The sequence below is a fragment of the Corynebacterium sp. UBA2622 genome (genome assembly GCF_002339505.1).
GTDB lineage: Bacteria > Actinomycetota > Actinomycetes > Mycobacteriales > Mycobacteriaceae > Corynebacterium.
Genome location: NZ_DDJO01000013.1, coordinates 20,893 through 42,673, shown reverse-complemented (window position 1 = coordinate 42,673; position 21,781 = coordinate 20,893). Strand labels below are relative to the sequence as shown.

Sequence of the window (21,781 nt, the reverse complement as noted above, 5' to 3'; positions counted from 1 at the left end):
TTATGCCCCGACGAGGCGGGCGGCGAGGTAGGACTCGAGCTCGTCGATCTTGACCCGCTCCTGCTTCATGGTGTCGCGCTCGCGCACGGTGACGGCGTTGTCCTCGAGCGAGTCGAAGTCGTAGGTGACGCAGAACGGGGTGCCCGTCTCGTCCTGGCGGCGGTAGCGGCGGCCGATGGCGCCGGAGGTGTCGTAGTCGATGTTCCAGTGCTGGCGCAGCTTGTCGGCGAGCTCCTCAGCCGGGCCCGAGAGCTCGGGCTTCTTCGACAGCGGGAGCACGGCGACCTTGACGGGCGCGAGACGCCGGTCCAGCTTGAGCACCACGCGGGTGTCGGTGCCGCCCTTGGAGTTCGGGGCCTCCTCCTCGTGGTAGGCGTCGATGAGGAAGGCCATCATCGCGCGGCCCAGGCCGGCGGCCGGCTCGATGCAGTACGGGATCCAGCGCTCGTTGGTCTCCTGGTCGAAGTAGGAGAGGTCCTCGCCGGAGGCCTCGGCGTGCGTGCGCAGGTCGTAGTCGGTGCGGTTGGCGATGCCCTCCAGCTCGCCCCACTTGGAGCCCTGGAAGTTGTAGGCGTACTCGATGTCCACGGTGCGCTTGGAGTAGTGGGAGAGCTTCTCCTGCGGGTGCTCGTACAGGCGCAGGTTCTCCGGGTTGATGCCCAGGTCGACGTACCACTGGTAGCGGTTGTCGATCCAGTACTGGTGCCACTGCTCGTCCTCGCCCGGCTTGACGAAGAACTCCATCTCCATCTGCTCGAACTCGCGGGTGCGGAAGATGAAGTTGCCCGGGGTGATCTCGTTGCGGAAGGACTTGCCCATGTTTGCGATGCCGAACGGGGGCTTCATACGCGCGGAGGTCATGACATTCTTGAAGTTCACGAAGATGCCCTGCGCGGTCTCGGGGCGCAGGTAGTGCAGGCCCTCCTCGTCGTCCACCGGGCCGAGGAAGGTCTTCAGCAGGCCGGAAAAGGCGCGCGGTTCCGTCCACTTGCCGGGCTGGCCGGTATCGGGGTCGTTGATGTCCGCCAGGCCGTTGACCGGCGGGTGGCCGTGCTTCTCCTCGTAAGCCTCGAGGAGGTGGTCCGCGCGGTAGCGCTTGTGGGTGTGGAGGGACTCCACCAGCGGGTCAGTGAACACCTCGACGTGGCCGGAGGCGACCCACACCTGGCGCGGCAGGATGACGGAGGTGTCCACGCCGACGGTGTCGCGGCGGGACTGCACCATGTGGCGCCACCACTGGCGCTTGATGTTCTCCTTCAGCTCCACGCCGAGCGGGCCGTAGTCCCACGCGGAGCGGGTACCGCCGTAGATCTCACCTGCTGGGTACACCAAGCCACGGCGCTTGCACAGGTTCACGACGGTATCAATGGTGGAGGCCACTTTTTCTCCTGACTGATCACACTGGTTCGGACGTGTTTCCCGCCACCCTCCGGGGCGGACGGAAATCTACGCGACCAGTGTAGCGGGTCGTTCGGCGCAGGTCGCCGAGGGCGGGCGGTGCGGTGCGCGAACGCCCCGTCCGGCCGCAAATTTGGGTGACAACCCCACAATCGCCCTGTTAGGGTTGGCATAGTTTATTAAAACTAGGACGTGCGTTTAGAATTGTCTTAACGACCTTTTAGGTTCTGTTCCCGTTCCAGAGGCCAGCGTTTCTCTACAGAAAAGGAAGGGGGTCCGGACATGCGCACCCACACCGATGCCGACATCGACCGCGCCGCCCACGTTGCCAGCGCCCTGGATTCCCCCCTCCGCCTGCGCATCCTCCTCCTGCTCAGCAGCGGCGAGCACGTCGTCCACCAGCTCGTGACCAAGCTGGACAAGTCCCAGCCGCTGATCAGCCAGCACCTGCGGGTGCTCAAGCGGGCCGGCCTGGTCACCTGCTCCCGCCGCGGCCGCGAGGTCCGTTACTCCATCGCGCGCCCAGAGGTGCTCGATGTCATCTGCGGCCTGATGGACATCGCCGAGAACAAGGGAGAGGTTATCGACCTCGCTTCACGACGCCCCACGGGTGACGATTCCCCCATCACCGGCGGAGCAGTCGCCATCATCGAGCCCCCGGACCACGTCCGCCCCGATGTGGACCCGGGCCTCAACCCCTCCTTGCCGAAGCCCAAGCGCTCGTAGCGCTCGTGACGCTTCGGCCCGGTTGGGTAGACTGCACGGGTATGCCAGCACAGCGACCCACCCGCCCGAAGCAGCCCAAACTGGGCGTGCGCAACACCAGACAGCGCGAGGCCGTGGTGAAGGTGTTGCAGGACGTCGACAAGTTCATCTCGGCGCGTTTCATCCACGAGGAGCTCGAGGCGCGCGGCGAGAAGGTCGGGCTGACCACGGTGTACCGCACCCTGCAGTCGCTGACCGAGGTGGGCGCGGTGGACGTGCTGCACAGCGGGGACGGCGAGACCCTCTACCGGCACTGCCTGACGCAGGCGCACCACCATCACCTTGTGTGCACCGTGTGCGGACGCAGCGAGGAGATCGAGGGCGGGCCGGTGGAGAAGTGGGCGCAGCTCGTGGCCCAGCACTTCGGCTACGAGCTCGTGGGCCACGATGCCGAGGTCTACGGCGTGTGCCGCGCCTGCCAGGCGGCGCGGTAATCAGTTGCGCTCGATCGCCCCGCCGAAGCGGCGGTCGCGCTTCGCGTACTCCAGCACGGCCTCCCACATGTCTTCCTTGGTGAAGTCCGGGAAGAGCTTGTCCATGTAGACCATTTCCGCGTAGGCCGACTGCCAGAGCAGGAAGTTCGATGTGCGCAGCTCGCCGCTGGGGCGGAGGAAGAGATCCACGTCCGGCATGTCGGGGCGGTAGAGCCACTGGGAGAAGGTCTTCTCGGTGATGTCGCGGGGGTTGACCCGGCCGTCGCGCGCGGCGTCGACGAGCTTGCGCACGCCGTCGACAATTTCGGCGCGCCCCCCGTAGTTGAGGCACATGGCGAGCGTGAGGCCGGTGTTGTCGCGGGTGAGGTCCTCGGCGACCTCGATCTCGTGGAGGACGCTGCGCCACAGGCGCGGACGGCGGCCGGCCCACACGATCCGCACGTTCTTCTCGTTGAGCTCCTCGCGCTGGCCCCGGAGGACGTCGCGGGCGAACCCCATGAGGAAGCGGACCTCGTCCGCGTTGCGGCGCCAGTTCTCGGTGGAGAACGCGTAGGCGGAGAGCCACTCGACCGTGCCCATCTCGATGCAGGCGTCGACGCATTCCATGAGCTTCGCCTCGCCCCGGCGGTGCCCCTCCGTGCGCTTCAGGCCGCGCTGCGCGGCCCATCGGCCGTTTCCGTCCATCACGAGGGCGATGTGGCGGGGGATGAATTCCGGGGCGATCTCGATCATTGCTTCATTATGCCTGTTCCATGATGTGCAGACTCTTCACGGCTGCCTCGAGGTGCCACTGCAGGTGGGAGGTGGTGGCGCGGTGCACCTTTTCCACGTGCTCCGCGGTGGCGGGCTGGCCGTGCTGGATCAGCCACATGGTGTGCAGCACCTCCGGGTCCACGTCCATCGAGCCCGGCGGACGGCAGTTGTTGCACACCGCGCCGCCGAGGGCCGGGTTGAAGGCGGAGTGGGGGCCCGGCTTTTCGCAGTTGGCGCAGTTGTAGAGCGACAGACCCCAACCGGAATGCTCGGTGGCCCCGAGGATGAAGGAATCCAACACCAGCGTGGGGTGGTCGTCGCCCTGGAGGCGTTCCAGGGCCGCGGCCGTGGCATCGAAGAGGAAGGCGTCGGGCAGGTCGGCGTAGCTCAGCTTTTCCGCGGTCTCGAGGATCGCGCATGCGGCGGCATAGCGGTCGAAGTCCTCGATGATGCGGGTGCCGTAGTAGGCGACGGTGTCCGCCTGGGTGATGGTGGCCAGGTTCGCGCCCGGGTAGAGCTGTACGTCGATGTCCACGAAGGGCTGGATGCGCGAGCCGAAGCGCGACTTCGACTTGCGCACGCCCTTGGCCACGGAGCGGACCAGGCCGTGGTTGCGCGTGAGCAGCACGACGACGCGGTCCGCCTCGCCGAAGTCGTGGGTGCGCACGACGAAGGCGCGGTCCCGGAAGCTGGGTTTGGAGGCCACCGCTGCCCTAGAACCCCAGCCTGCCGAGGTGCTTCGGGTCCTGCTGCCAGTTCTTGAGCACCTTGATGCGCAGGTCGAGGTACACGTTCTGCCCCAGCAGCTCGATGATCTGCTTGCGCGCCCGGTGGACGATCCCGCTGAGGCGCTGCCCGCCCGGGCCCTCGATGATGCGCTTCTGGCCCGGGCGCTCGAGGTACATCACGGCGTAGATCATGGTGCGGTCCGGGCGCTCGGGGTCCGGGTGCATCTCGTCGATCTCCACGGCGACCGAGTGCGGCAACTCCTCGCGCAGGCCGCTGAGCGCCTCCTCGCGGATGAGCTCCGAAATGCGCGTCTCGGTGTCCTCGTCGGTGACGTGGCCCACCGGGTAGAAGCGCGGGCCCTCCGGCAGGTGGTCCACCAGGATCTGGGTCAGGGTGTCCAGCTGGACGTGTTCCGTCGCGGAGACGGGGATGACCTCCGCGGTGCCGCCCAGCAGTTCATGCAGCTCGAGCAGCCTCTCCCCGACCTGGTCCTTGCTCGCCTTGTCCAGCTTGGTCACGATGCCGACGATGTCAATGTTCGGCCGGGTCTCGCGGATCTGCTCAAGAATGTAGCGGTCGCCGGGGCCGATCTTCTCATCCGCCGGGATGGTCAACCCGATGACGTCGACGTCCTGAAAGGTGTCCATGACGACGTCGTTGAGCCGCTCGCCGAGGAGGGTGCGGGGGCGATGCATGCCGGGGGTGTCCACCAGGATGACCTGCGCGTCGTCGCGGTTGAGGATGCCGCGGATGGGGCGGCGCGTGGTCTCCGGTTGGTTCGCCATGATCGCGATCTTCTCCCCCACCAGGGCGTTCGTCAAAGTCGATTTACCCGTGTTGGGGCGTCCGACGAAGCTGACGAAGCCGCTGCGGAAACCCTCCGGGGTGTTGGTGAAGATGTCCATGCCCAGGGAGTCTACTTGCTGTGCGGACGGGGGCTTGCATGTTCGAACAATTGTTCTATATAGTGGGTGTTGCGTCCGCTCGGGTTTGTATGGTGGCGGGGACATGAAAGGGGGGGGACCATGCTCGCATCGCTTGTCGACGACCTCGAGGCCGCATTCGACAAACTCACCGCGGCCTTCGCCGACCCGTCCCTCCTGCGGTTCACTGACGTGCGCGCCGAGATGGAGCGCCTCGAGCGTGTGGCCAACAAGAAAGCCTTCGCCGACGCCGCCTTCGCCCACATCTGCGAGCGCGACGGCGCCGGCGCGGCGGTGGGCGCGAACTACGCCAACACGTACCTGGAGCGTGCCCTCGACATCTCCCCCGGTGAGGCCCACTCCCGGCTGAGCCGGGGGCGGGACCTGTTCGGACCCGAGGACAAGGAAGACCCTGGGTTAGATCTCGGCGAGCCGGCCCCGCCCCGCGAGAGGGAGCGCGCGAGGAAGAACTCCCAGGAGGTAAGCGCGGAAAAGCAGACCATCATCGACCGGGCCCTGCGCCAGCTGACCAGGAAGGCCCGCCACCGCCGAGCCGCCATCCACCGCGATGCGTTGCGGGAGGCCACGACGCGCTCGCCTCAGGACCTGAAGAAGTACGTCAAGCGGCTCGTCGACCGCGCCAACGCGGAGTTCCGGCCCCGGCGTGACCCCAACGCCGGTTACGACCAGCGCACCGTCCGCGCCGGCCACGAGAAAGCCGACGGCACGCGCGATGTCACCCTCACCATGACGGCGGGGCACTACGCCCTGTTCAAGGCGCTCCTGGACGCCGACTCGGGCCCCGGCTCCAACGTCCCCGCCGATGCGGGCACCGACGCCCGCCTGCCCGGGCAACGCAAGTTCGACCAGCTCTGGAACATACTCAACCAGTACGAACAGGGCCGGCAGGCGGCGAACCGCGGCGCGGCGAGCGTTGTTCTTTCGATCACCCTCGATGACATCGCGCAGGCTGACTGGAACACGAAGTTCCCCACCAACACAGGGGTGGAGGTGGATTGCTTCGACCTCGTCCGCCTCGGCATGGCGGGGGCGGCCGACTTCGTCCTGCAGATTGACCGGGTCACCGGCGTGCCGCTCTCACTGGGCCGCACGCGCCTCGCCAGCGTCGAGCAGCGTATCGCCCTGCTGGCTCTCCAGGGGGTCTGCGCCTGGACCGGCTGCGACGCGCCGATGTCCGAGACGGAGGCCCACCACATCCTCGCCTACATCAGGGGCGGGCGCACGGACCTGCTCAACCTCGCGGGCCTGTGCCGCACCCACCACAGGTGCAACAACGACAACAGGGACGGAGCCGGGAACAAGGGATACCTGGACAGAAATCCCCGCACCGGGCGCCTGGGGGTCGTTCCCGCAGGTGGCGGGCACATGGAGACCAACGAAACCCTGGGGTTCCACAGCTCGGCGTGGGCGCGGATCCGCAGCATCGACTTTGGTACCGAAACAGGCCAGGATCCCGACCCGCCGCTGTTCACCCCTCCCCCGCCGCGCCGGGTCAGAGAGAGTCCACCGAGAACTGCATCTTCGGGTGGGCGAAAAACTCCTGGGCCTCAACCAGCTGGAGCTCCGGGGAGTCCGCCTGGTAGGTCGTCTCCAGAAGGCTGAAGACGGACGACGCGGTGCGCGCAAGCGCCTCCGCGGCGTCTCCCGTGCGGATGTAGTGGCCCGTGAACAGGGCGGCGGTGACGTCACCGGAGCCGTTGCGCTTGAACGGTAGGCGCGGGGTCTGCACGATCCATGCGCCCTTGGGGTCGGAGACGATCATCTCCAGGTTGTTCTCCGTGTCCGCCTCCGGGCGCTCCACCGAGGTCACCAGGACGGTGTCCGGTCCCATGTCGTGGGCCGCCTCGATGGCGTTGAGGGTGGATGACAGGTCGCCGGCCTCCGTGCCGGTCAGGTAGCCCAGCTCGAACTGGTTCGGGGTGATGATGTCCGCCACCGGCACCACCTTGTCCCGCAGCAGCGGCGGGATGTTGTCGGAGACGTGGCACCCGGACTTGGCGTTGCCCATCACCGGGTCGCAGGCGTAGACGGCACCGGGGTTCTGCTCCTTCACACGCGCCACCGCGTCGATGATCACGTCGGCGATGTCGTCGCCGCCCTGGTAGCCGGAGAGGACGGCGTCGACACGCGAGAGGGCGCCACGCTCGTCGATGCCGTCAATCACGGAGGCGACGTCGGCGGCCGGGATCATCGGGCCCTTCCACTGGCCGTAGCCGGTGTGGTTGGAGTAGTTGACGGTGTACACGGGCCACACCTCGTGGCCGATGCGCTGCAGGGGGAAGACGGCGGCGGAGTTTCCCACGTGCCCGTAGGCGACGGCGGACTGGATGGAAAGGATGTTCATGGTCCCCTATTGTGCACCAGGTCACTTCCGGCCCGTGCAGCGACCGGGGTTATACCCTCACTCGCGGGTCTGGTACTCGTCCACCACGTCGGGGACCTCGATGAGGACGGTGCGCACCTTGACGCGCCCGCGGCGGTCACGGCCGCCCTCCGCCGTGACCCTCAGGCCCGACACCTGCACCGTGGAACCCGGCAGCGGGACACGGCCGAGCTCGTAGGAGAGCAGCCCGGCGACGGTGTCGACGGAGTCGGTGATTTCATCGTCGAACTCGAGCTCGTAGCCGATGTCGTCGTAGAGGTGGTCGACGAGGTCATCGAGCGGGAGGCGGGCGTGGGCGCGGTAGAGGCGCTCCCCGGCCCCCTCGATCGGTGCCTCCTCGGCATCGTCGTACTCGTCGGTGATCTCGCCGACGATCTCCTCGAGCAGGTCCTCCATCGTGAGAAGTCCCGCGACGTTGCCGTACTCGTCGATGAGGATGGCGATGTGGGTGTTGATGCGCTGCATTTCCTGCAGCAGCACGTCGAGGGGCTTGGAGTCGGGGAGGAAGAGGGGCTCGCGCATCACCGCGGTGACGGGGGCGGCGGGGTCGATGGTGTCGCCGTTCTCCTCGAACATGTCCTTCAGGTAGGCCACGCCGACGATGTCGTCCACGTTCTCACCAATGACGGGGACGCGGGAATGGCCGGAGCGGACCATGAGGCGCACCGCCTGGCGCGCCGTCTTCCCGTCCTCGATCCAGATCATCTCCGGGCGCGGCACCATCACCTGGCGGGCGTAGGTCTCGGCGAGGTCGAAGATGTTCTGGATCATGCGGTGCTCGGTGGTCTCCACCACGCCCTGCTCCTGGGCGATGTCGACCATCTCCCGCAGCTCCACCTCCGTGGAGTAGGGCCCGTCGCGGAAGTCGCGGCCCGGGTGGAAGACGTTCCCGACCCAGATGAGCACCCGTGCCACCGGCCCGAAGACCGTGTTGAACACCACCAGCCACTGCGCCGCGCGCAGGGAGATGGAGTACGGGTTGCGCCGGCCGGAGGTGCGGGCGAACACGCCCACCACGCTGAACTGGGCCAGCGTCACCGCGAGGATGGCCGTGGTGATGGCCCAGGCCTCGGAGGGAATGAGGTCCATGAAGAACATGGAGGCGAACACCGCGGCGGTGACATCGAGGATGGTCACCAGCATCACAAGCATGTTGATGTGGCTGGCGCGGTGCTCCACCACGCGCAGCAGTGCGCTGGCACCGGAGACCTCGTCCTTGACCATGTTCTCCACGCGGGCGCGGGAGATGGGGGCAAGCGCCGACTCCACCGAGCCGAGCAGGCCGGACAGGAGCAGCGCGATCACCGCGATGACCGCGTAACTGAGGGTGAAGTTCACTTAGCGCTGGTCTTTCATCCGGCGGTCGAGCTCCTCCCGGTCGGCGGCCGAGGGGAAGGCGTGCGCACCGGTGGGCTTGGGCTGGTACTCGGTGCCGCGCGCGGCGAGGTCGTCGTACCAGTCGGCGAGGATCTCATTCTGCAGGGCGAACATCTCGCGCTCGTCCTCGGGGGCGATGTGGTCGTAACCCAGCAGGTGCAGCACGCCGTGGACGGTGAGCAGGGCGAGCTCGTGGCCGAGGTCGTGGCCCGCCATCTCCGCCTGCTTCCGGTCGAAGGCCGGGCAGAGGATGATGTCGCCGAGCATGGCGGCGCCCAGCGGCGAGGCGTCGGGGCGGCCGCCGCCGGGGGCGAGCTCGTCCATCGGGAAGCTCATGACGTCGGTCGGGCCCTCCAGGTCCATCCAGCGGACGTGGAGGTCGGCCATCGTGGGCTCGTCGACGAGCGTGATGGTGGCCTCGGTGTCGGGGTGGACGTCCATGGCGGTCAGGGCGAAGGAGCAGACGTCGACAAGCATCTCCTCGTTGATGTCGGCCTCGCCGGATTCGTTCAGGACCTCGATGCTCATTCGCTCACGCCCTCCTCGCGCTCCTTCTGCTTCTGTTCGTAGCGCGCCGCGTTCTGCGCGTCGTAATGGTCGTAGGCCGCGACGATGGCGGAGATGAGGTGGTGGCGCACCACGTCCTCCGCGCGCAGCTCCTCGAAGTGGATGCCCTCGATGGCGCCCAGGATGCGGCGCGCCACCCGCAGCCCGGAGACCGTGCCGCGCGGCAGGTCGACCTGGGAGATGTCGCCCGTGACCACCATCTTCGAGCCGAAACCGAGGCGGGTGAGGAACATCTTCATCTGGCTGCCGGTGGTGTTCTGGGCCTCGTCGAGGATGACGAAGGCATCGTTGAGGGTGCGCCCGCGCATGTACGCCAGCGGGGCGACCTCGATGATGCCGGCGTCCATGAGCTTGGGGATCATCTCGGGATCCAGCATGTCGCGCAGGGCGTCGTAAAGCGGGCGGAGGTAGGGGTCGATCTTGTCGTTCAGGGTGCCGGGCAGAAAGCCGAGCTTCTCCCCCGCCTCGACGGCCGGGCGGGTGAGGATGATGCGCTTGACCTCTTTGGCCTGGAGCGCCTGCACCGCCTTCGCCACCGCCAGGTAGGTCTTACCCGAGCCGGCGGGGCCGATGCCAAAGGTGATGGTGTTCTCGTCGATGGCGTCGACGTAGCGGCGCTGGCCGGCGGTCTTCGGGCGGATCACCTTGCCGCGCCGCGCCACGATCTCGGCACCCAGCATCTCGGCGACGGATTCGGGGGCCTCGGTCTCCATGATCCGCGTCGCGTGCACCACGGTGTCGGGCCCGACCGGCACCCCGCGCCGGGCCATGGACTCCAGCTCCTCGAGCACGCGGGTGGCGTGGGCGACGTCGGCCGCCGCGCCGCGGATGGTTACCGTGGTGCCGCGGGCGTGGAGGTTGGCGCCGAGCTGCTGGTTCAGGACGCGAAGGTTGTCGTCGTTGATGCCGAGGACGGCCTGGGCGTGGGCGGCATCGAGCTCAACCTTGCGCGTGAGCAGTTCTTCCATGGTGCCCAACACTACCAGCGGGCGGTCAGCGCCCCGATGGCGCTCAGGGCCGCCAGGGAGGCCGTCGCGGTGCGCAGGACCTCGGGGCCGAGGCGCACGGAAGTCCCCCCGATCAGCTCGAGCTCGTCGGCACCGATGCCGCCCTCCGGGCCGATGACGAGCAGAATGTCCGCCGCGAAGTCCACGTCCCGCAGGGCGACCGTGGCGTCCTCGTGGAGCACGAGCACCTGGCGGCCCGCAACCAGCTCGCGCAGCTGGTTCGTGGTCACCGGCTCGGCCACCTCCGGGACCCACGCGCGGCGCGACTGCTTCGCGGCGGCCAGGGCGGCGTTGCGCCACTTCTCCAGCTGCTTTTCCTGCTTGTTGGCGGGCCAGCGGGCCACGGTGCGGTGGGAGACCCAGGGCACGATGGCGTCGGCGCCGCCCTGGACGGCGAGGTCGACGGCGAGCTCGGCGCGCTCCGCCTTCGGGATCGCCTGGACGACGGTCACGCGGGGCGTGGGGGGCTCGACCCGCGACACGGAGACTACGTCACCCTCCAGCGCGTCCTTGCCGGTCACGGCGGTGACGCGGACCTCGGCGGCGGTGCCGTGGCCGTCGACAAGCATGATGTGCTCCCCCGGCTGGACCCGCTTGACGGTCACCGCGTGGCGGCCCTCCGGGCCGTCGAGACGGCCGGCGGCGGGGTCGGGCGCGAGGAAGTAAGGCAGGCTCATCGGCGGAAGCGGTCGCGCACGCGGGAGAAGAAGTTGTCGTCCCGGCCGGAGTGCTCGGTGGCCACCTCCGGCGAATCGGCGTGGCCGTCGCGCAGCTCCTCGAGGCGCTCGCGCTGCTCGCGGGAGAGCTCGGTGGGCACCGCAACCTGAATGTGGGCGATCATGTCTCCCGCGCCCTGGGCGCGCAGGCGCGGCATGCCCTCGCCCTCGAAGACGATCTGCTCGTTGGGTTGGGTTCCCGCCGGTACGTCGATCGAGGTGCGGCCGCCGGCGAGGTTGTCCACCTCGAGGGAGGCGCCGAGGGCGGCGTCGTACATGGGCAGCGTGACCCGCAGGTGCAGGTCGTCGCCCTCCCGCACGAAGACCGGGTGCGGGGCCGTCTGCACCTCCACGTAGAGGTCGCCGGCGGGCCCGCCGCCGTGGCCCACCTCGCCCTGCCCCGCCATGCGGATGCGCATGCCGGAGGCGATGCCGGCCGGGATGTTCACGGTCAGGTCGCGCTCGGCGCGGATGCGGCCGGCCCCCGCGCACTGCTTGCAGGGGTCCTGGATGATCTCTCCGTAGCCCTGGCACCTGGGGCAGTCGCGGGTGGTCATGACGTTGCCCAGGAAGGACTGCTGCACCTCCTGGATCGCGCCGGTGCCGTGGCAGTTGTCGCAGGTGACGGGGGCGGCCTTCGACTCGGAGCCGGTTCCCTGGCACTGGTCGCAGAGCACGGCGGTGTCCACTGTGACCTCCTTTTTCACGCCCGAGAAAGCCTCCTCGAGGGTGATCGCGGTGCGCAGCAGGGCGTCGTTGCCCGGCTGGACGCGGGAGCGGGGCTCGCGGCCCGGCCCGCCGGCGCCGCCGAAGAAGGCCTCGAAGATGTCGCCGAAGCCCCCGAAGCCGCCCGCGCCGGCCCCGGCGCCGCCGCCCTGCTCCATCGGGTCGCCGCCGCGGTCGACGATGCGGCGCCGCGAGGGGTCGAGGAGCACCTCCTGGGCCAGCGAGATCTCGGCGAACTTCTCCGCCGCCTCCTCGGACGGGTTCACGTCCGGGTGGTACTTGCGGGCGAGCTTGCGGTACGCCTTTTTGATCTCCTGCTCGGTTGCCTCACGGTCGACGCCGAGGATGCCGTAGTAGTCACGAGCCACTGTTGTCTCCAGAACCTTTCACAAATTTCACGTTTACTCGCCCCGCAGGACGCGGCTGATGTAGCGCGCGACGGTGGCAACCTTCTGAATCGTACCGGGGTAGTCCATGTAGGTCGGCCCGACCACTCCCAGCCCGCCGAGCGCCGCCCCGCCGGAGCCGTACGCTGTAGTAACAATCGAGGCGCGGGAAAATTCCTCGTCCTCGTTCTCCCGGCCGATGCGCACCGAGACCTGCTCCAGGTCCTGCGCGGTGGCCAGCAGCTTGAGCACCACCACCTGCTCCTCCAGGGCGCTGATCACCCCGTGCAGGTCCCCGGCGCGCTGGCTCAGGTTCGCCGCGCCCGCGATGAGGATGCGGTCGGAGGGCGTGTCCACCAGCGTCTCGATGAGCACGGCCGTGGCCCGCTCCACCGCCTCGGCGATCTCCGGGGGCGCACCGGGCGCGAGCGCCTCGAGCGCGCTGGAGGCGTCCGCCATCGTCTTGCCCACCAGGACGGCGTTGAGGGCGTCGCGCAGCAGGTGAACGCCCGCCTCACCGAGCGGGGAGGCGAGCTCGACGTTGCGCTGGTCGACGCGCCCCGAGTCCGTGATGAGCACCAGCAGCAGGCGCGTCGGTGTCAGCGCGACGACCTCGCAGTGCTTGACGCGCGTAACGTCGAGGTTGGGCAGCTGGACCACGGCGGCCTGGTGGGTCACCCGGGCGAGCAGCTGCACGGAGCGGCGCAGGACGTCCTCGAGGTCGACGCCGTTTTCGAGGAAGTCGAGGATCGCGTGGCGCTCGGCCGGGGAGAGCGGTTTGACGTCGTGAAGCGCGTCGACGAACGCCCGGTAGCCCTTTTCGGTGGGTACCCGCCCCGAGCTGGAGTGGGGCTGCGCGATGTAGCCCTGCCGCTCGAGCACCGCCATGTCGTTGCGGATGGTCGCGGAGCTGACCGGGATGGCGTGGCGCTCCACGAGGGATTTGGAGCCGACAGGCTCCTGCGAGGCGATGTAGTCGGCCACGATGGCGCGCAGCACAGCCTGCCTGCGATCGTCCGCTCCACTCATCTGGCACTCTCCTTCCTCGACTGCCAGATACCTTACTCCGCGGCGAGGATGTCGGTGATAATCCCGTCCGCAAGCAACCGGCCGGCATCCGTCACGGCGACCCGTTCCCCGACCTCGAGCAACCCCGCGCGCCCGTGCTTGTCGACGACCCCCCGCGCGCCCGGGCGGATCCACTCCCGCGGGATGCCCTCGCGCAGCCGCAGCCCGAGCATGATGCGCTCGAAGTGGCGGTCCTCCTCCCCAATGCGCTCCCGCCCCTCGATGGGCAGGTGCCCCTCGGCGAGCTCGGCGTTGTAGCGCTCGGGGCGCTTGACGTTGAAGAAGCGCTCCCCGCCGACGAAGCCGTGCGCACCCGGGCCCGCGCCCCACCACTCGCCGCCGCGCCAGTAGATCAGGTTGTGGCGGCACTCCCCGCCCGGTTTCGCCCAGTTGGACACCTCGTACCAGCCGTAACCGGCTCCCTCGAGGGTCGCGGCGATCATCTCGTAGCGGTCCGCGTAGGCGTCCTCGCTGGGGGCGGGCAGCTCCCCCCGGCGCACCTTGCGGGCCATGGCCGTGCCGTCCTCCACGATGAGGGAGTAGGCGGAGACGTGGTCGACACCGGTGCCGAGGATGGCGTCGAGAGTGGCGTGCACGTCGTCATCGGTCTCTGTCGGAGTGCCGTAGATCATGTCCAGGTTGACGTGCTCGAAGCCGGCGGCGAGCGCCTCCCGGGCGGCGGCGGTGGCCCGCCCGGGGGTGTGGGTGCGGTCGAGCACGCGCAGCACGGAGCCGGAGGCGGACTGCATCCCGAGCGAGACGCGGGTGAAGCCGGCCTCCAGCAGGCCCTCGAAGTAGGCCGGGTCGGTGCTTTCCGGGTTGGACTCCGTGGTCACCTCCGCGCCGGGGTTGAGCCCGACGTGCTCGCGGACCATGCCGAGGACCCGGGCGAGGCCGTCGGCGCCGAGCAGCGAGGGGGTGCCGCCGCCGACGAAGACGGTATCGGCGGGGCGGGTGTCGGCGAGCGCCAGCTCCCGCTCCAGCGAGTCGAGGTAGGCGCCGAAGGAGCTCGAGGTCTCCCGCGGGGTGTAGGTGTTGAAATCGCAGTAGCCGCAGCGCGTGGCGCAGAAGGGAACGTGGATGTAGACGCCGAAGGGCGGGGTGGCGGGCATGGGGTCACATCCTAGACCCCGCGGGCCGCAGGCTTAAGCCCCCCGACGCGACCTCTTGGCGGCGACCTTGGCCACAATGGCGTCGATGCGCGCCCGCTCGGCGAGGAACTTCGGCGGGTTGGACCCGCGCATGGTGCGGGCGAAGGCCGGGTGGTCGACGCAGACGGTCTCCATCCAGCCCTCCACGGCGGCCTCGACGAGCTCGCCGACGCGGCCGTAGAGGTGCGGCAGCGAGACGGCGCCGAGTTCGCGGGCGACCATGTCGGTCTGCTCGAGGTTGTATTCCACGATCTCCGTGAGGTGCTGCACTGCCAGGTCCGTGCGCCCGGTTAGGGCGTCATGCATGGTGCGCACCGAGAAGGGGGCCTGCAGCGGGAAGATGTCCTCCATCCCGGCGGCGTCGAGGTAATCGGGCTCCGGCACCTTCTCCTCGGGGCTGGCGCTGGCGGACAGGGACCCGGCGCGCATCCCGGAGGTGAGAGCCTGGCGCAGGCCGATCAGCTCGCCGACGACGCGGCGGGCGTCCTGGCGGGCGTCGTCGACGATCTCGGAAAACTCGGCGAGGCAGTCGTCGGTCAGCTCCCCGTCGTAATCCGCGATCGCCTCGGCGATGTGCTCGATGTACTCCGCGACCTCGTCACCGATGTTGTAGATCTCCTGGGTCAGCTCGCGGTGACGCAACAAAGCCGCGTTTTTGTGCACTGCAAGCCCCCTTCACGAGCAACTGTCCGGCGCCTTGGAAATTGCCGGGAAACGTAGGAGAGATGTTAGGGCACGCCGCCGTTCCCCCTCGGGCGGCGCGCCGCAGAAAATCCCTACCGGCGGTAGAGGGCGTCGATGTCGTCGGCGAAACGGTCGAAGACCACGTTGCGCTTGACCTTGAGCGTCGGCGTCATCTCCCCGTCCTGCTCGCTGAGGTCGCGGTCGAGAATGCGGAACTTCTTGATCGCCTCCGCGTGACTGACGGTGGCGTTGGCGACGTTCACCGCGTCCTGGATCTCCGCGCGCAGCTGCGCGTTCTGGGAGAGGTCCTTCAGCGAGGCGGACTCCGGGACGTTGTGCTGCGCCTTCCAGCGCTTCAGCTCCTCCGGATCGAGAGTGACCAGGAGGCCGATGAAGGGTTTGCCGTCGCCGACCACGAGCGCGTTGGCGATCAGGGGGTCCTGGCGGATGATCTCCTCCAGCGGGCCCGGGGAGACGTTCTTGCCGCCTGCGGTGACGATGAGGTCCTTCTTGCGCCCCGTGATGCGCACGAAACCCTGCTCGTCCACCTCGCCGAGGTCGCCGGTGTTGAACCAGCCGTCGCGCTTGGCCTGCTCGGTGGCCTCCGGGTTGTTCCAGTAGGCGCGGAACACACCGGGACCGCGGAACTCGATTTCGCCGTCGTCGGTGATGCGCACCTCGTAGCCCTGCACCGGGCGGCCGACGGTGCCCACGCGCTGGTCGACCCTGTTATTCACGCAGCTCGCGGCGGTGGTCTCGGTCAGGCCGTAGCCCTCGTAGATCGGGACACCCATGCCGCGAAAGAAGTGGCTGAGCTCCGGGCTCATGGCCGAGCCGCCGGTGATGCCGTACTCCACGCTGCCGCCGAGCGCCTCCTTGAGCTGGCGGTACACCAGGCGGTCGAAGACGCGGTGCGCCGCGCGCAGGGAGCGCGACGGCCCCTCCGGCGTGTCCATCGCCTTCGAGTAGGCGATCGCCGCGCGCTCCGCCTCGAGGAACACGCGCTTGCCGACGCCCGAACCGTCCGCGGCCTTGTTGTACGCCGCGTTGCGGACCTTCTCGAACACGCGCGGCACGCCCAGCACCATGTTCGGCTGGGCGCGCTGCAGCTCCACCGTGATGGAGGAGGCGTCCGCCCAGTGGGTCTGGGTCGCGCCGTGGATGGTGAGGGCGATGGCGACGGCGCGCTGCAGCACGTGCGCCAGCGGGAGGAAGGTGACCACGCGCTTGCCGGGGCGGGCGACCTCGCCGATCGGGTTGGTGGCCAGGGCGCGGGTCTGGTGGATCCAGTTGCCGTGGGTGAGCTCGGCGCCCTTCGGGCGCCCGGTGGTGCCGGAGGTGTAGACGATGGAGGCGAGGCTGTCGTGGGTGAGGCCGGCAACGCGGTCGTCGAGAAGCGACTGCTCGACGTCTTTGCCCTCGTTGCGCAGCTTGGTCAGCCCGCCCGAGTTGATCTCGTAGATCTTGCGCAGCTGGGAGGTAGACCCGGCGAGGCGCGGGGTGCCGTCGTCCTGGAGGACGAGGTGGGACATGGCGCGGGTGTTCTCCACTTTTTCCGAGACCGCGAGCTTCGCACCGGAGTCCTCGATGATCCACTGGATCTGGTGCGGGGAGCTCGACGGGTAGATCGGCACGGTCACGCCGCCGGCGACCCAGATGGCGAAGTCGACGAGCTGCCACTCGTAGCGGGTGTTGGACAGAAGCGCCACCCTGTCGCCGGGCTCGATGCCGTTGGCGACGAGCCCGCGGGCCAGGGCGTAGACCTCCTGGAGGAACTCGGCGGCGCTGACGTTGACCCAGTAGTAGTTCTGCGGGCGGGAGAACAGCACCAGGTGCGGGTTCTCGGTGCACAGCTCGATCAGGGTGGACACGCAGGTGTCGGTGGGGGCCAGCTCGAACCCGGCCTCTGTGGTGTAGATCTCGGAAACCATGTGGTGTACGTTACACCCCGGCCCGGCGCACGCTCATGGGGTGGCGCGCGGGCATCTTTGGCACAATGGCCTCTTGTGATGAACGCGGAACTCCTGAACACCCTGGCCTCCTCCTACGGTTTCGGCCTGAGCTACTGGGCCTCGAACGGTCTGTTGACCGAACCGCCGCACACCTCCTACATCCAGCTCCTGCAGGCCCTGGGGCTTCCGCTTGGCGACGACCCGACCGACGAGGAGCTCAGCTTCTACCTCTCGCAGCGTGAGCAGCACTGGGCCACCCGCCCCCTGCCGCCGTGCGTCGTGGCCGTGGCAGGCCAGGAGAAGCACTTCCCCGTCCACGTCCACGACGGCCACCCCGCGCACGTGTGGATCAGCCTGGAGGACGGCTCCTCGCGAGACGCCTGGCAGGACGAGAACTGGACCCCGCCCGCCACGGTCGACGGCGTGACCTGGGGCGAGGCGACCTTCCACGTCCCGGGTGACCTGCCCCTCGGCTGGCACCGGTTGCACCTGGAGTCCGACGACCTGGAAGCCGCCTGCGCCCTCATCGTGGTGCCCAACACGCTGCAGACGAACCAGGAGTTCATCCGGGACCCGGCGTTCGGCGTCATGGCGCAGCTCTACTCGGTGCGCTCGGAGGGTTCCTGGGGCATCGGCGACTTCCACGACCTGGCCACCCTGGCGGAGACCGTCGCGGCGGAGGGTGCGGACTACCTGCTGATCAACCCGGTCCACGCCGCCGAGCCCGTGACGCCGGTGGAGGACTCGCCCTACCTGCCGAGCTCGCGGCGCTTCGTCAACCCCATCTACATCGCCGTGGAGTCCGTGCCCGAGTGGCAGCGCCTCGACGAGGCCACCCGCAGGGAGGTCGCCGAGCTGGCCGCGCCGCTCAAGGCGACCAACCGCAGCGCCGAGGCCATCGCCCGCGACGACATCTTCGCCGCCAAGCTCGACGTGCTGCGCGAGCTGTTCTACCTGGCGGAGGCCGACGATGAGCGCCGCGGGCACTTCGAGACCTTCGCCGCCGACGAGGGCGAGGGCCTGCGCGAGTTCGGCCGCTGGTGCGCCGGGCAGGCCCTCGGGGCGGGCTCGGCCGCCAGGCACGGGGCCGCGGACGAGCAGGAGCTCGAGGAGCTCACCCGCTTCTACATGTGGCTGCAGTTCATCGCCGACGAACAGCGGCGCATCGCCCAGGAGCGGGCGCTCGCCGCGGGCATGCGCATCGGAATCGTCACCGACCTCGCGGTGGGCGTGCACCCCGGCGGGGCCGACGCCGCAACGCTGGCCGATGTCCTCGTGGGCGGGGCCTCGGTGGGCGCCCCGCCGGACCAGTTCTCCCAGCAGGGCCAGGACTGGTCCCAGCCGCCGTGGAACCCGCACGCGCTGGCGGAGGCCGGCTACGGCCCGTGGCGCGACCTGCTGCGCACCGCGCTGCGCCACTCCGGCGGCGTGCGCGTCGACCACATCCTCGGCCTGTTCCGCCTGTTCTGGATCCCCCGCACCGGCAAGCCCGCCGAGGGCGCCTACATGAACTACGACCACGAGGCGATGCTCGGCGTGCTCGCCCTGGAGGCGGAGCGCGCCGGGGCGATCGTGGTCGGTGAGGACATGGGGACCTTCGAGCCGTGGGTGCAGGACGTGCTGCGCGACAAGGGCGTGCTGGGCACGAGCGTCATCTGGTTTGAGGACACCCCTCCCGGGAGTACGCCGCTGCCGCAGAACCAGTACCGCCACCTGGCACTGTCCTCGGTGGGCACCCACGACCTTCCCCCCACCGCCGGCTTCCTCCAGGGCGCGCACAACAAGCTGCGCGTGGAGCTCGGGCTGGTCGAGGAAACGCTCGACGAGCTGAACCAGAGCGACGCCGCCTGGCACGCGGCGGTCCTGGACACCGCGCGGGAGACCGGGGCCTTCGAGGGCACCCCGCTGGCGGGAACCGACTTCACCCACCTCATGGTCATCGACGCGGAGGAACCCGTGGAGTTCACCCCCGAGCAGGTGGAGGACCTCCTGGTGGGGCTCAACCGCTTCATCGCGGGCACCCCCTCGGCCCTGACCTGCACGAACCTGGTGGATATGGTGGGCGACACGCGCATCCAGAACCAGCCGGGCACCAACGCGGAGCAGTACCCAAACTGGTGCATCCCGCTCGGCGACGCCCGGGGGGAAACGGTCCTCATCGAGGACCTCGCCGGCAACGATCTGTTCCACCGGGTGGCGCGCGCCTCACGGCGTCCGCGCTGATCCGGCTGGACGAGCCAGTTAGAAGAGGCTCGCCAGCCCCGCGACGACGACCAGCGCGATCATCACCCACAGCGCCTGGGTCACCCGGGACTGCGGGTACTTCCGCCGCGCCTTGGGCAGCTTCTGGTCTTGCTTGCGCAGTTCTTCGGGGTTCGCCATGGCAGACAATCCTACTTCCGCCGCGCCCCGCGCGTGAACAGGCGGGCGAGGCCGTCGACGGCGCGCAGCAGCACCGCCCCGATCACCCCGGCCAAGGGAAGGGCAACGACGAGCACCAGCGGGAGCTGGAGCCAGGGGCTGAGTCCGAACACCGCCCTCACACGCTCCCGGCGAGGCCGCGGCGCTCCAGCAGCGGGCGGGTGTCCTTGTCGCGGCCCCGGAAGGCGCGGTAGGCCTCGGCGTAGTCGCGGGCCGCTCCCCTGCTCAGGATCGCGTCGCGGAACTTCTGCCCCGTGGCGCGGTTGATACCCTCCTCCTCGACGAGCCGGTAGCCGTCCGCGTCAAGCGCCTCCGCCCAGAGGTAGGAGTAGTACCCCGCGGAGTAACCCCCGGCGAAAATGTGGTTGAACCATGTCGAGCGGTAGCGCGGTTCGAGGCCCTCGACGTCCAGGCCGTACTCCGCGAGCGCAGCCGCCTCGAAGGCCTCGATGTCCTCGGGCACCTCGCCCTCGAGGGAGTGCCAGGCGAGGTCGATCGCGCAGGCTGCGAGGTACTCGGCCGTGTCAAAGCCCTGGCCGAACTGGCGGGAGGCGCGCACGGCGTCGAGAAGCTCCCCGGGGATCGGCTCACCGGTTTCCGCGTGGCGGGCGTAGTTGCGCACGATCTCGGGGGCGAAGGCGTAGTTCTCGTTGATCTGGGAGGGGAACTCCACCCAGTCGCGGGGGACGTTCGTGCCGGACAGGGACGGGTAGCGCACGTCCGAGAGCAGGCCGTGCAGGGCGTGGCCGAACTCGTGGAAGACTGTGGTGACCTCGTCGATGGAGAGCAGCTCCGAGGAGATCGACATGACGTTGACCACCACCGGGCGGGTCCCCGCCAGGCGGGACTGGTCGACGAAGGAGCTCATCCACGCCCCGCCGCGCTTGGAGGGGCGCGCCCGGTAGTCGGTGAGCAGCAGGCCGATGCCGGTGCCGTCTGCCTCCTTGACCTCCCACACGTCGACGTCGTCCCGGTAGCCGTGCAGGTCCTCCCGGCGGGTCACGGTGATGCCGTAGAGCAGGTTCGCGGCGTGGAAGACGCCGTCGCGCAACACGCGCTCCAGCGGGAAATAGTTGCGCAGCTCGGCCTCGTTGAGGTTGAGCTCCTCTTCGCGGCGCTTCGCCTGCCAGTAGGGCCAGTCGGCGCCGTCGACGTCGCGGCCGGCGAGCTCCCCGGCGAGCTTGCGCTCCGCCTCAGCGTTGGCGGCGGCCGCGGGGGCGAGGTCCGCGATGAGCTGCCGGGCCGCGGCGGCGGTGCCGGCGGTCTCCTCGGCGATGACGTAGTCGGCGTGGGTGGGGTAGCCGAGCAGCTTCGCGCGCTCCTGGCGCAGGCGCACCGACTCGGTGACCAGCGCGGGGTTGGTGGACCGGCCGCGGGCGCGGGAGGCGTCGAAAAGCGCCCGGCGGGCCGCGGGGCTGTCCAGCTCGGCCTGGAGGGCCTGGGTGGTGGGGAGCTCGATGGGCACGAGGTACTCCTCGGGGTGCGCGGCGTCGCGGTAGGCGGCGAGCTGTTCGTCGCTCAGGCCCGCGAGGTCGTCGCGGGTGAAACGAACGGCGAGCGACTGCGTGTCCGCAAGCAGGTTGCGGCCGAACTTCTCGCTGAGCTCGCTGAGGCGCTGGTTGATCTCCACCAGGCGCGTCTTGCCGGCGGCGTCGAGCTCGGCACCGCGGCGGACGAACTGGCGCAGCAGGTGCTCGTGCAGGCGCCGCGACTCCTCGTCGTCCGGCACCTCGACACGGGTCAGGCGGCGGTGGAGCTCGGCGTTCTGGTAGATGGAGTCCATGTGCGCCGACAGCTTGGGCACGATGCGGTCCGCCACCTCGTCGAACTCGTTGGTGGCGTCGGTGCCCTGCAGGTTGAAGAACCACGCGGTGACGCGCTCCAGGTCCGCCCCCGCCAGCTCCAGCGCCTCCACGGTGTTGGCCCACGTGGGCTGCGGCTCGGTGAGGATGGCGGAGATCTCCGCGGCGTGCCTGGACAGCGCCTCATCGAACGCGGGCTCCACGTGCTCCAGGCGGATCGCGCGGAAGTCCGGGAGGTTGTACGGCAGCGTCGAGGGGCGGAGAAGGGGGTTGTCGCTCATGGCTCCCCATCCTACGGCGGGGTTCTAGACTGAACCCCCATGAGCCAGCCCAGCACTGCGGAGGTCACCTGCCCCGCCGGCACCGTCCTCGGCACGGTGTCGGGGGACGTGCGCCGCTTCCACTCCATCGCCTATTCGCGCATCTCCGCCCCCTTCAACGACGCGCTCCCCGCCCCCGGCGGCATGCTTATCGACGCCACCACCCCCCGCCCCGACGCGACGGCGCTGTCCCTCACC

The 21,781-nt window shown here is 69.2% G+C and carries 21 protein-coding genes and 1 pseudogene; 5 read left to right on the top strand and 17 right to left on the bottom strand.

Translation table 11 applies throughout. The annotated features are described in order from the left end of the window. Positions 1–1,380 (bottom strand): glycine--tRNA ligase, encoded by a 1,380-nt coding sequence (locus tag B3611_RS05900; RefSeq protein ID WP_291314156.1) that lies wholly within the window; start codon positions 1,378–1,380, stop codon positions 1–3. 300 nt (positions 1,381–1,680) lie between these two features. On the opposite strand from B3611_RS05900, the gene B3611_RS05895 reads away from it, so the two are divergent. Both B3611_RS05895 and B3611_RS05890 read left to right on the top strand, forming a co-directional pair. Further along, positions 1,681–2,124, top strand: a complete 444-nt coding sequence (locus B3611_RS05895) for an ArsR/SmtB family transcription factor (protein WP_291314155.1) — start codon at positions 1,681–1,683, stop codon at positions 2,122–2,124. Positions 2,125–2,165: 41 nt separating this feature from the next. Further along, entirely contained in the window at positions 2,166–2,597 is a 432-nt protein-coding gene (locus tag B3611_RS05890) for a Fur family transcriptional regulator (RefSeq protein WP_291314154.1), read from the top strand. On the opposite strand, the gene B3611_RS05885 is transcribed toward B3611_RS05890, so the two are convergent. Genes B3611_RS05885 through era form a run of 3 tightly spaced genes read right to left on the bottom strand, consistent with a single transcriptional unit; the run spans position 2,598 to position 4,984 of the window. After that, on the bottom strand, positions 2,598–3,329 hold the full coding sequence (locus B3611_RS05885; protein ID WP_291314153.1) for an isoprenyl transferase: 732 nt from the start codon (positions 3,327–3,329) through the stop codon (positions 2,598–2,600). A 7-nt stretch (positions 3,330–3,336) separates the two neighbouring features. Further along, positions 3,337–4,056 carry a DNA repair protein RecO gene (gene recO / locus B3611_RS05880; RefSeq protein WP_291314152.1) on the bottom strand — a complete coding sequence of 240 codons (720 nt, stop codon included), beginning with the start codon at positions 4,054–4,056 and terminating at the stop codon, positions 3,337–3,339. A 7-nt stretch (positions 4,057–4,063) separates the two neighbouring features. Then, entirely contained in the window at positions 4,064–4,984 is a 921-nt protein-coding gene (era, locus tag B3611_RS05875; protein ID WP_291314151.1) for a GTPase Era, read from the bottom strand. Positions 4,985–5,104: 120 nt separating this feature from the next. Here era and B3611_RS05870 point away from each other — a divergent pair, with 120 nt between their 5' ends. Beyond that, complete coding sequence (locus B3611_RS05870; RefSeq protein ID WP_291314150.1) at positions 5,105–6,625, top strand: HNH endonuclease signature motif containing protein; 1,521 nt, start codon at positions 5,105–5,107, stop codon at positions 6,623–6,625. Here B3611_RS05870 and pdxY read toward each other — a convergent pair. From pdxY to B3611_RS05820, 10 genes are all read right to left on the bottom strand, one after another. Further along, the gene (gene pdxY / locus B3611_RS05865; RefSeq protein WP_291314149.1) at positions 6,516–7,367 is read right to left on the bottom strand and encodes a pyridoxal kinase PdxY; all 852 of its coding nucleotides are present in this window, start codon (positions 7,365–7,367) and stop codon (positions 6,516–6,518) included. The genes B3611_RS05870 and pdxY overlap by 110 nt on opposite strands. A gap of 57 nt (positions 7,368–7,424) precedes the next feature. Continuing rightward, the gene (locus tag B3611_RS05860; protein WP_291314148.1) at positions 7,425–8,744 is read right to left on the bottom strand and encodes a hemolysin family protein; all 1,320 of its coding nucleotides are present in this window, start codon (positions 8,742–8,744) and stop codon (positions 7,425–7,427) included. Beyond that, positions 8,745–9,311 carry an rRNA maturation RNase YbeY gene (gene ybeY / locus B3611_RS05855; protein WP_291314147.1) on the bottom strand — a complete coding sequence of 189 codons (567 nt, stop codon included), beginning with the start codon at positions 9,309–9,311 and terminating at the stop codon, positions 8,745–8,747. Further along, positions 9,308–10,318, bottom strand: coding sequence for a PhoH family protein (locus tag B3611_RS05850; protein ID WP_291314146.1), 1,011 nt, complete (start codon positions 10,316–10,318; stop codon positions 9,308–9,310). The genes ybeY and B3611_RS05850 overlap by 4 nt, the downstream gene beginning before the upstream one ends. Positions 10,319–10,329: 11 nt before the next feature. After that, positions 10,330–11,034, bottom strand: a complete 705-nt coding sequence (locus B3611_RS05845) for a 16S rRNA (uracil(1498)-N(3))-methyltransferase (protein ID WP_291314145.1) — start codon at positions 11,032–11,034, stop codon at positions 10,330–10,332. Next, positions 11,031–12,167 (bottom strand): molecular chaperone DnaJ, encoded by a 1,137-nt coding sequence (gene dnaJ, locus B3611_RS05840; RefSeq protein WP_291314144.1) that lies wholly within the window; start codon positions 12,165–12,167, stop codon positions 11,031–11,033. Before dnaJ ends, B3611_RS05845 begins: the two co-directional genes overlap by 4 nt. Before the next feature lie 33 nt (positions 12,168–12,200). After that, positions 12,201–13,214, bottom strand: a complete 1,014-nt coding sequence (gene hrcA, locus B3611_RS05835) for a heat-inducible transcriptional repressor HrcA (protein ID WP_291314143.1) — start codon at positions 13,212–13,214, stop codon at positions 12,201–12,203. A gap of 32 nt (positions 13,215–13,246) precedes the next feature. Further along, positions 13,247–14,365, bottom strand: a complete 1,119-nt coding sequence (gene hemW / locus B3611_RS05830) for a radical SAM family heme chaperone HemW (RefSeq protein ID WP_291314142.1) — start codon at positions 14,363–14,365, stop codon at positions 13,247–13,249. A gap of 33 nt (positions 14,366–14,398) precedes the next feature. Beyond that, positions 14,399–15,067 (bottom strand): hypothetical protein, encoded by a 669-nt coding sequence (locus tag B3611_RS05825; RefSeq protein ID WP_291314141.1) that lies wholly within the window; start codon positions 15,065–15,067, stop codon positions 14,399–14,401. Between the two features lie 113 nt (positions 15,068–15,180). Beyond that, positions 15,181–17,019 (bottom strand): AMP-dependent synthetase/ligase, encoded by a 1,839-nt coding sequence (locus B3611_RS05820; RefSeq protein WP_291314140.1) that lies wholly within the window; start codon positions 17,017–17,019, stop codon positions 15,181–15,183. Positions 17,020–17,097: 78 nt separating this feature from the next. Here B3611_RS05820 and malQ point away from each other — a divergent pair, with 78 nt between their 5' ends. Then, positions 17,098–19,263: a 4-alpha-glucanotransferase gene (gene malQ, locus B3611_RS05815; protein WP_291314262.1), complete on the top strand. Its 2,166-nt coding sequence runs from the start codon at positions 17,098–17,100 to the stop codon at positions 19,261–19,263. Between the two features lie 18 nt (positions 19,264–19,281). Here the strand turns inward: malQ and B3611_RS05810 are convergent, their stop codons facing one another. From B3611_RS05810 to B3611_RS05800, 3 genes are read right to left on the bottom strand one after another with little or no spacing between them, the layout of a single operon-like run. Beyond that, positions 19,282–19,422, bottom strand: coding sequence for a hypothetical protein (locus B3611_RS05810; protein ID WP_291314139.1), 141 nt, complete (start codon positions 19,420–19,422; stop codon positions 19,282–19,284). A gap of 11 nt (positions 19,423–19,433) precedes the next feature. Then, positions 19,434–19,574, bottom strand: coding sequence for a hypothetical protein (locus tag B3611_RS05805; RefSeq protein ID WP_291314138.1), 141 nt, complete (start codon positions 19,572–19,574; stop codon positions 19,434–19,436). Between the two features lie 5 nt (positions 19,575–19,579). Then, positions 19,580–21,544: a M3 family metallopeptidase gene (locus tag B3611_RS05800; protein ID WP_291314137.1), complete on the bottom strand. Its 1,965-nt coding sequence runs from the start codon at positions 21,542–21,544 to the stop codon at positions 19,580–19,582. Positions 21,545–21,583: 39 nt separating this feature from the next. On the opposite strand from B3611_RS05800, the pseudogene B3611_RS05795 reads away from it, so the two are divergent. Beyond that, positions 21,584–21,781 (top strand): annotated as a pseudogene (locus tag B3611_RS05795) (carboxylesterase/lipase family protein); the annotation flags it as partial.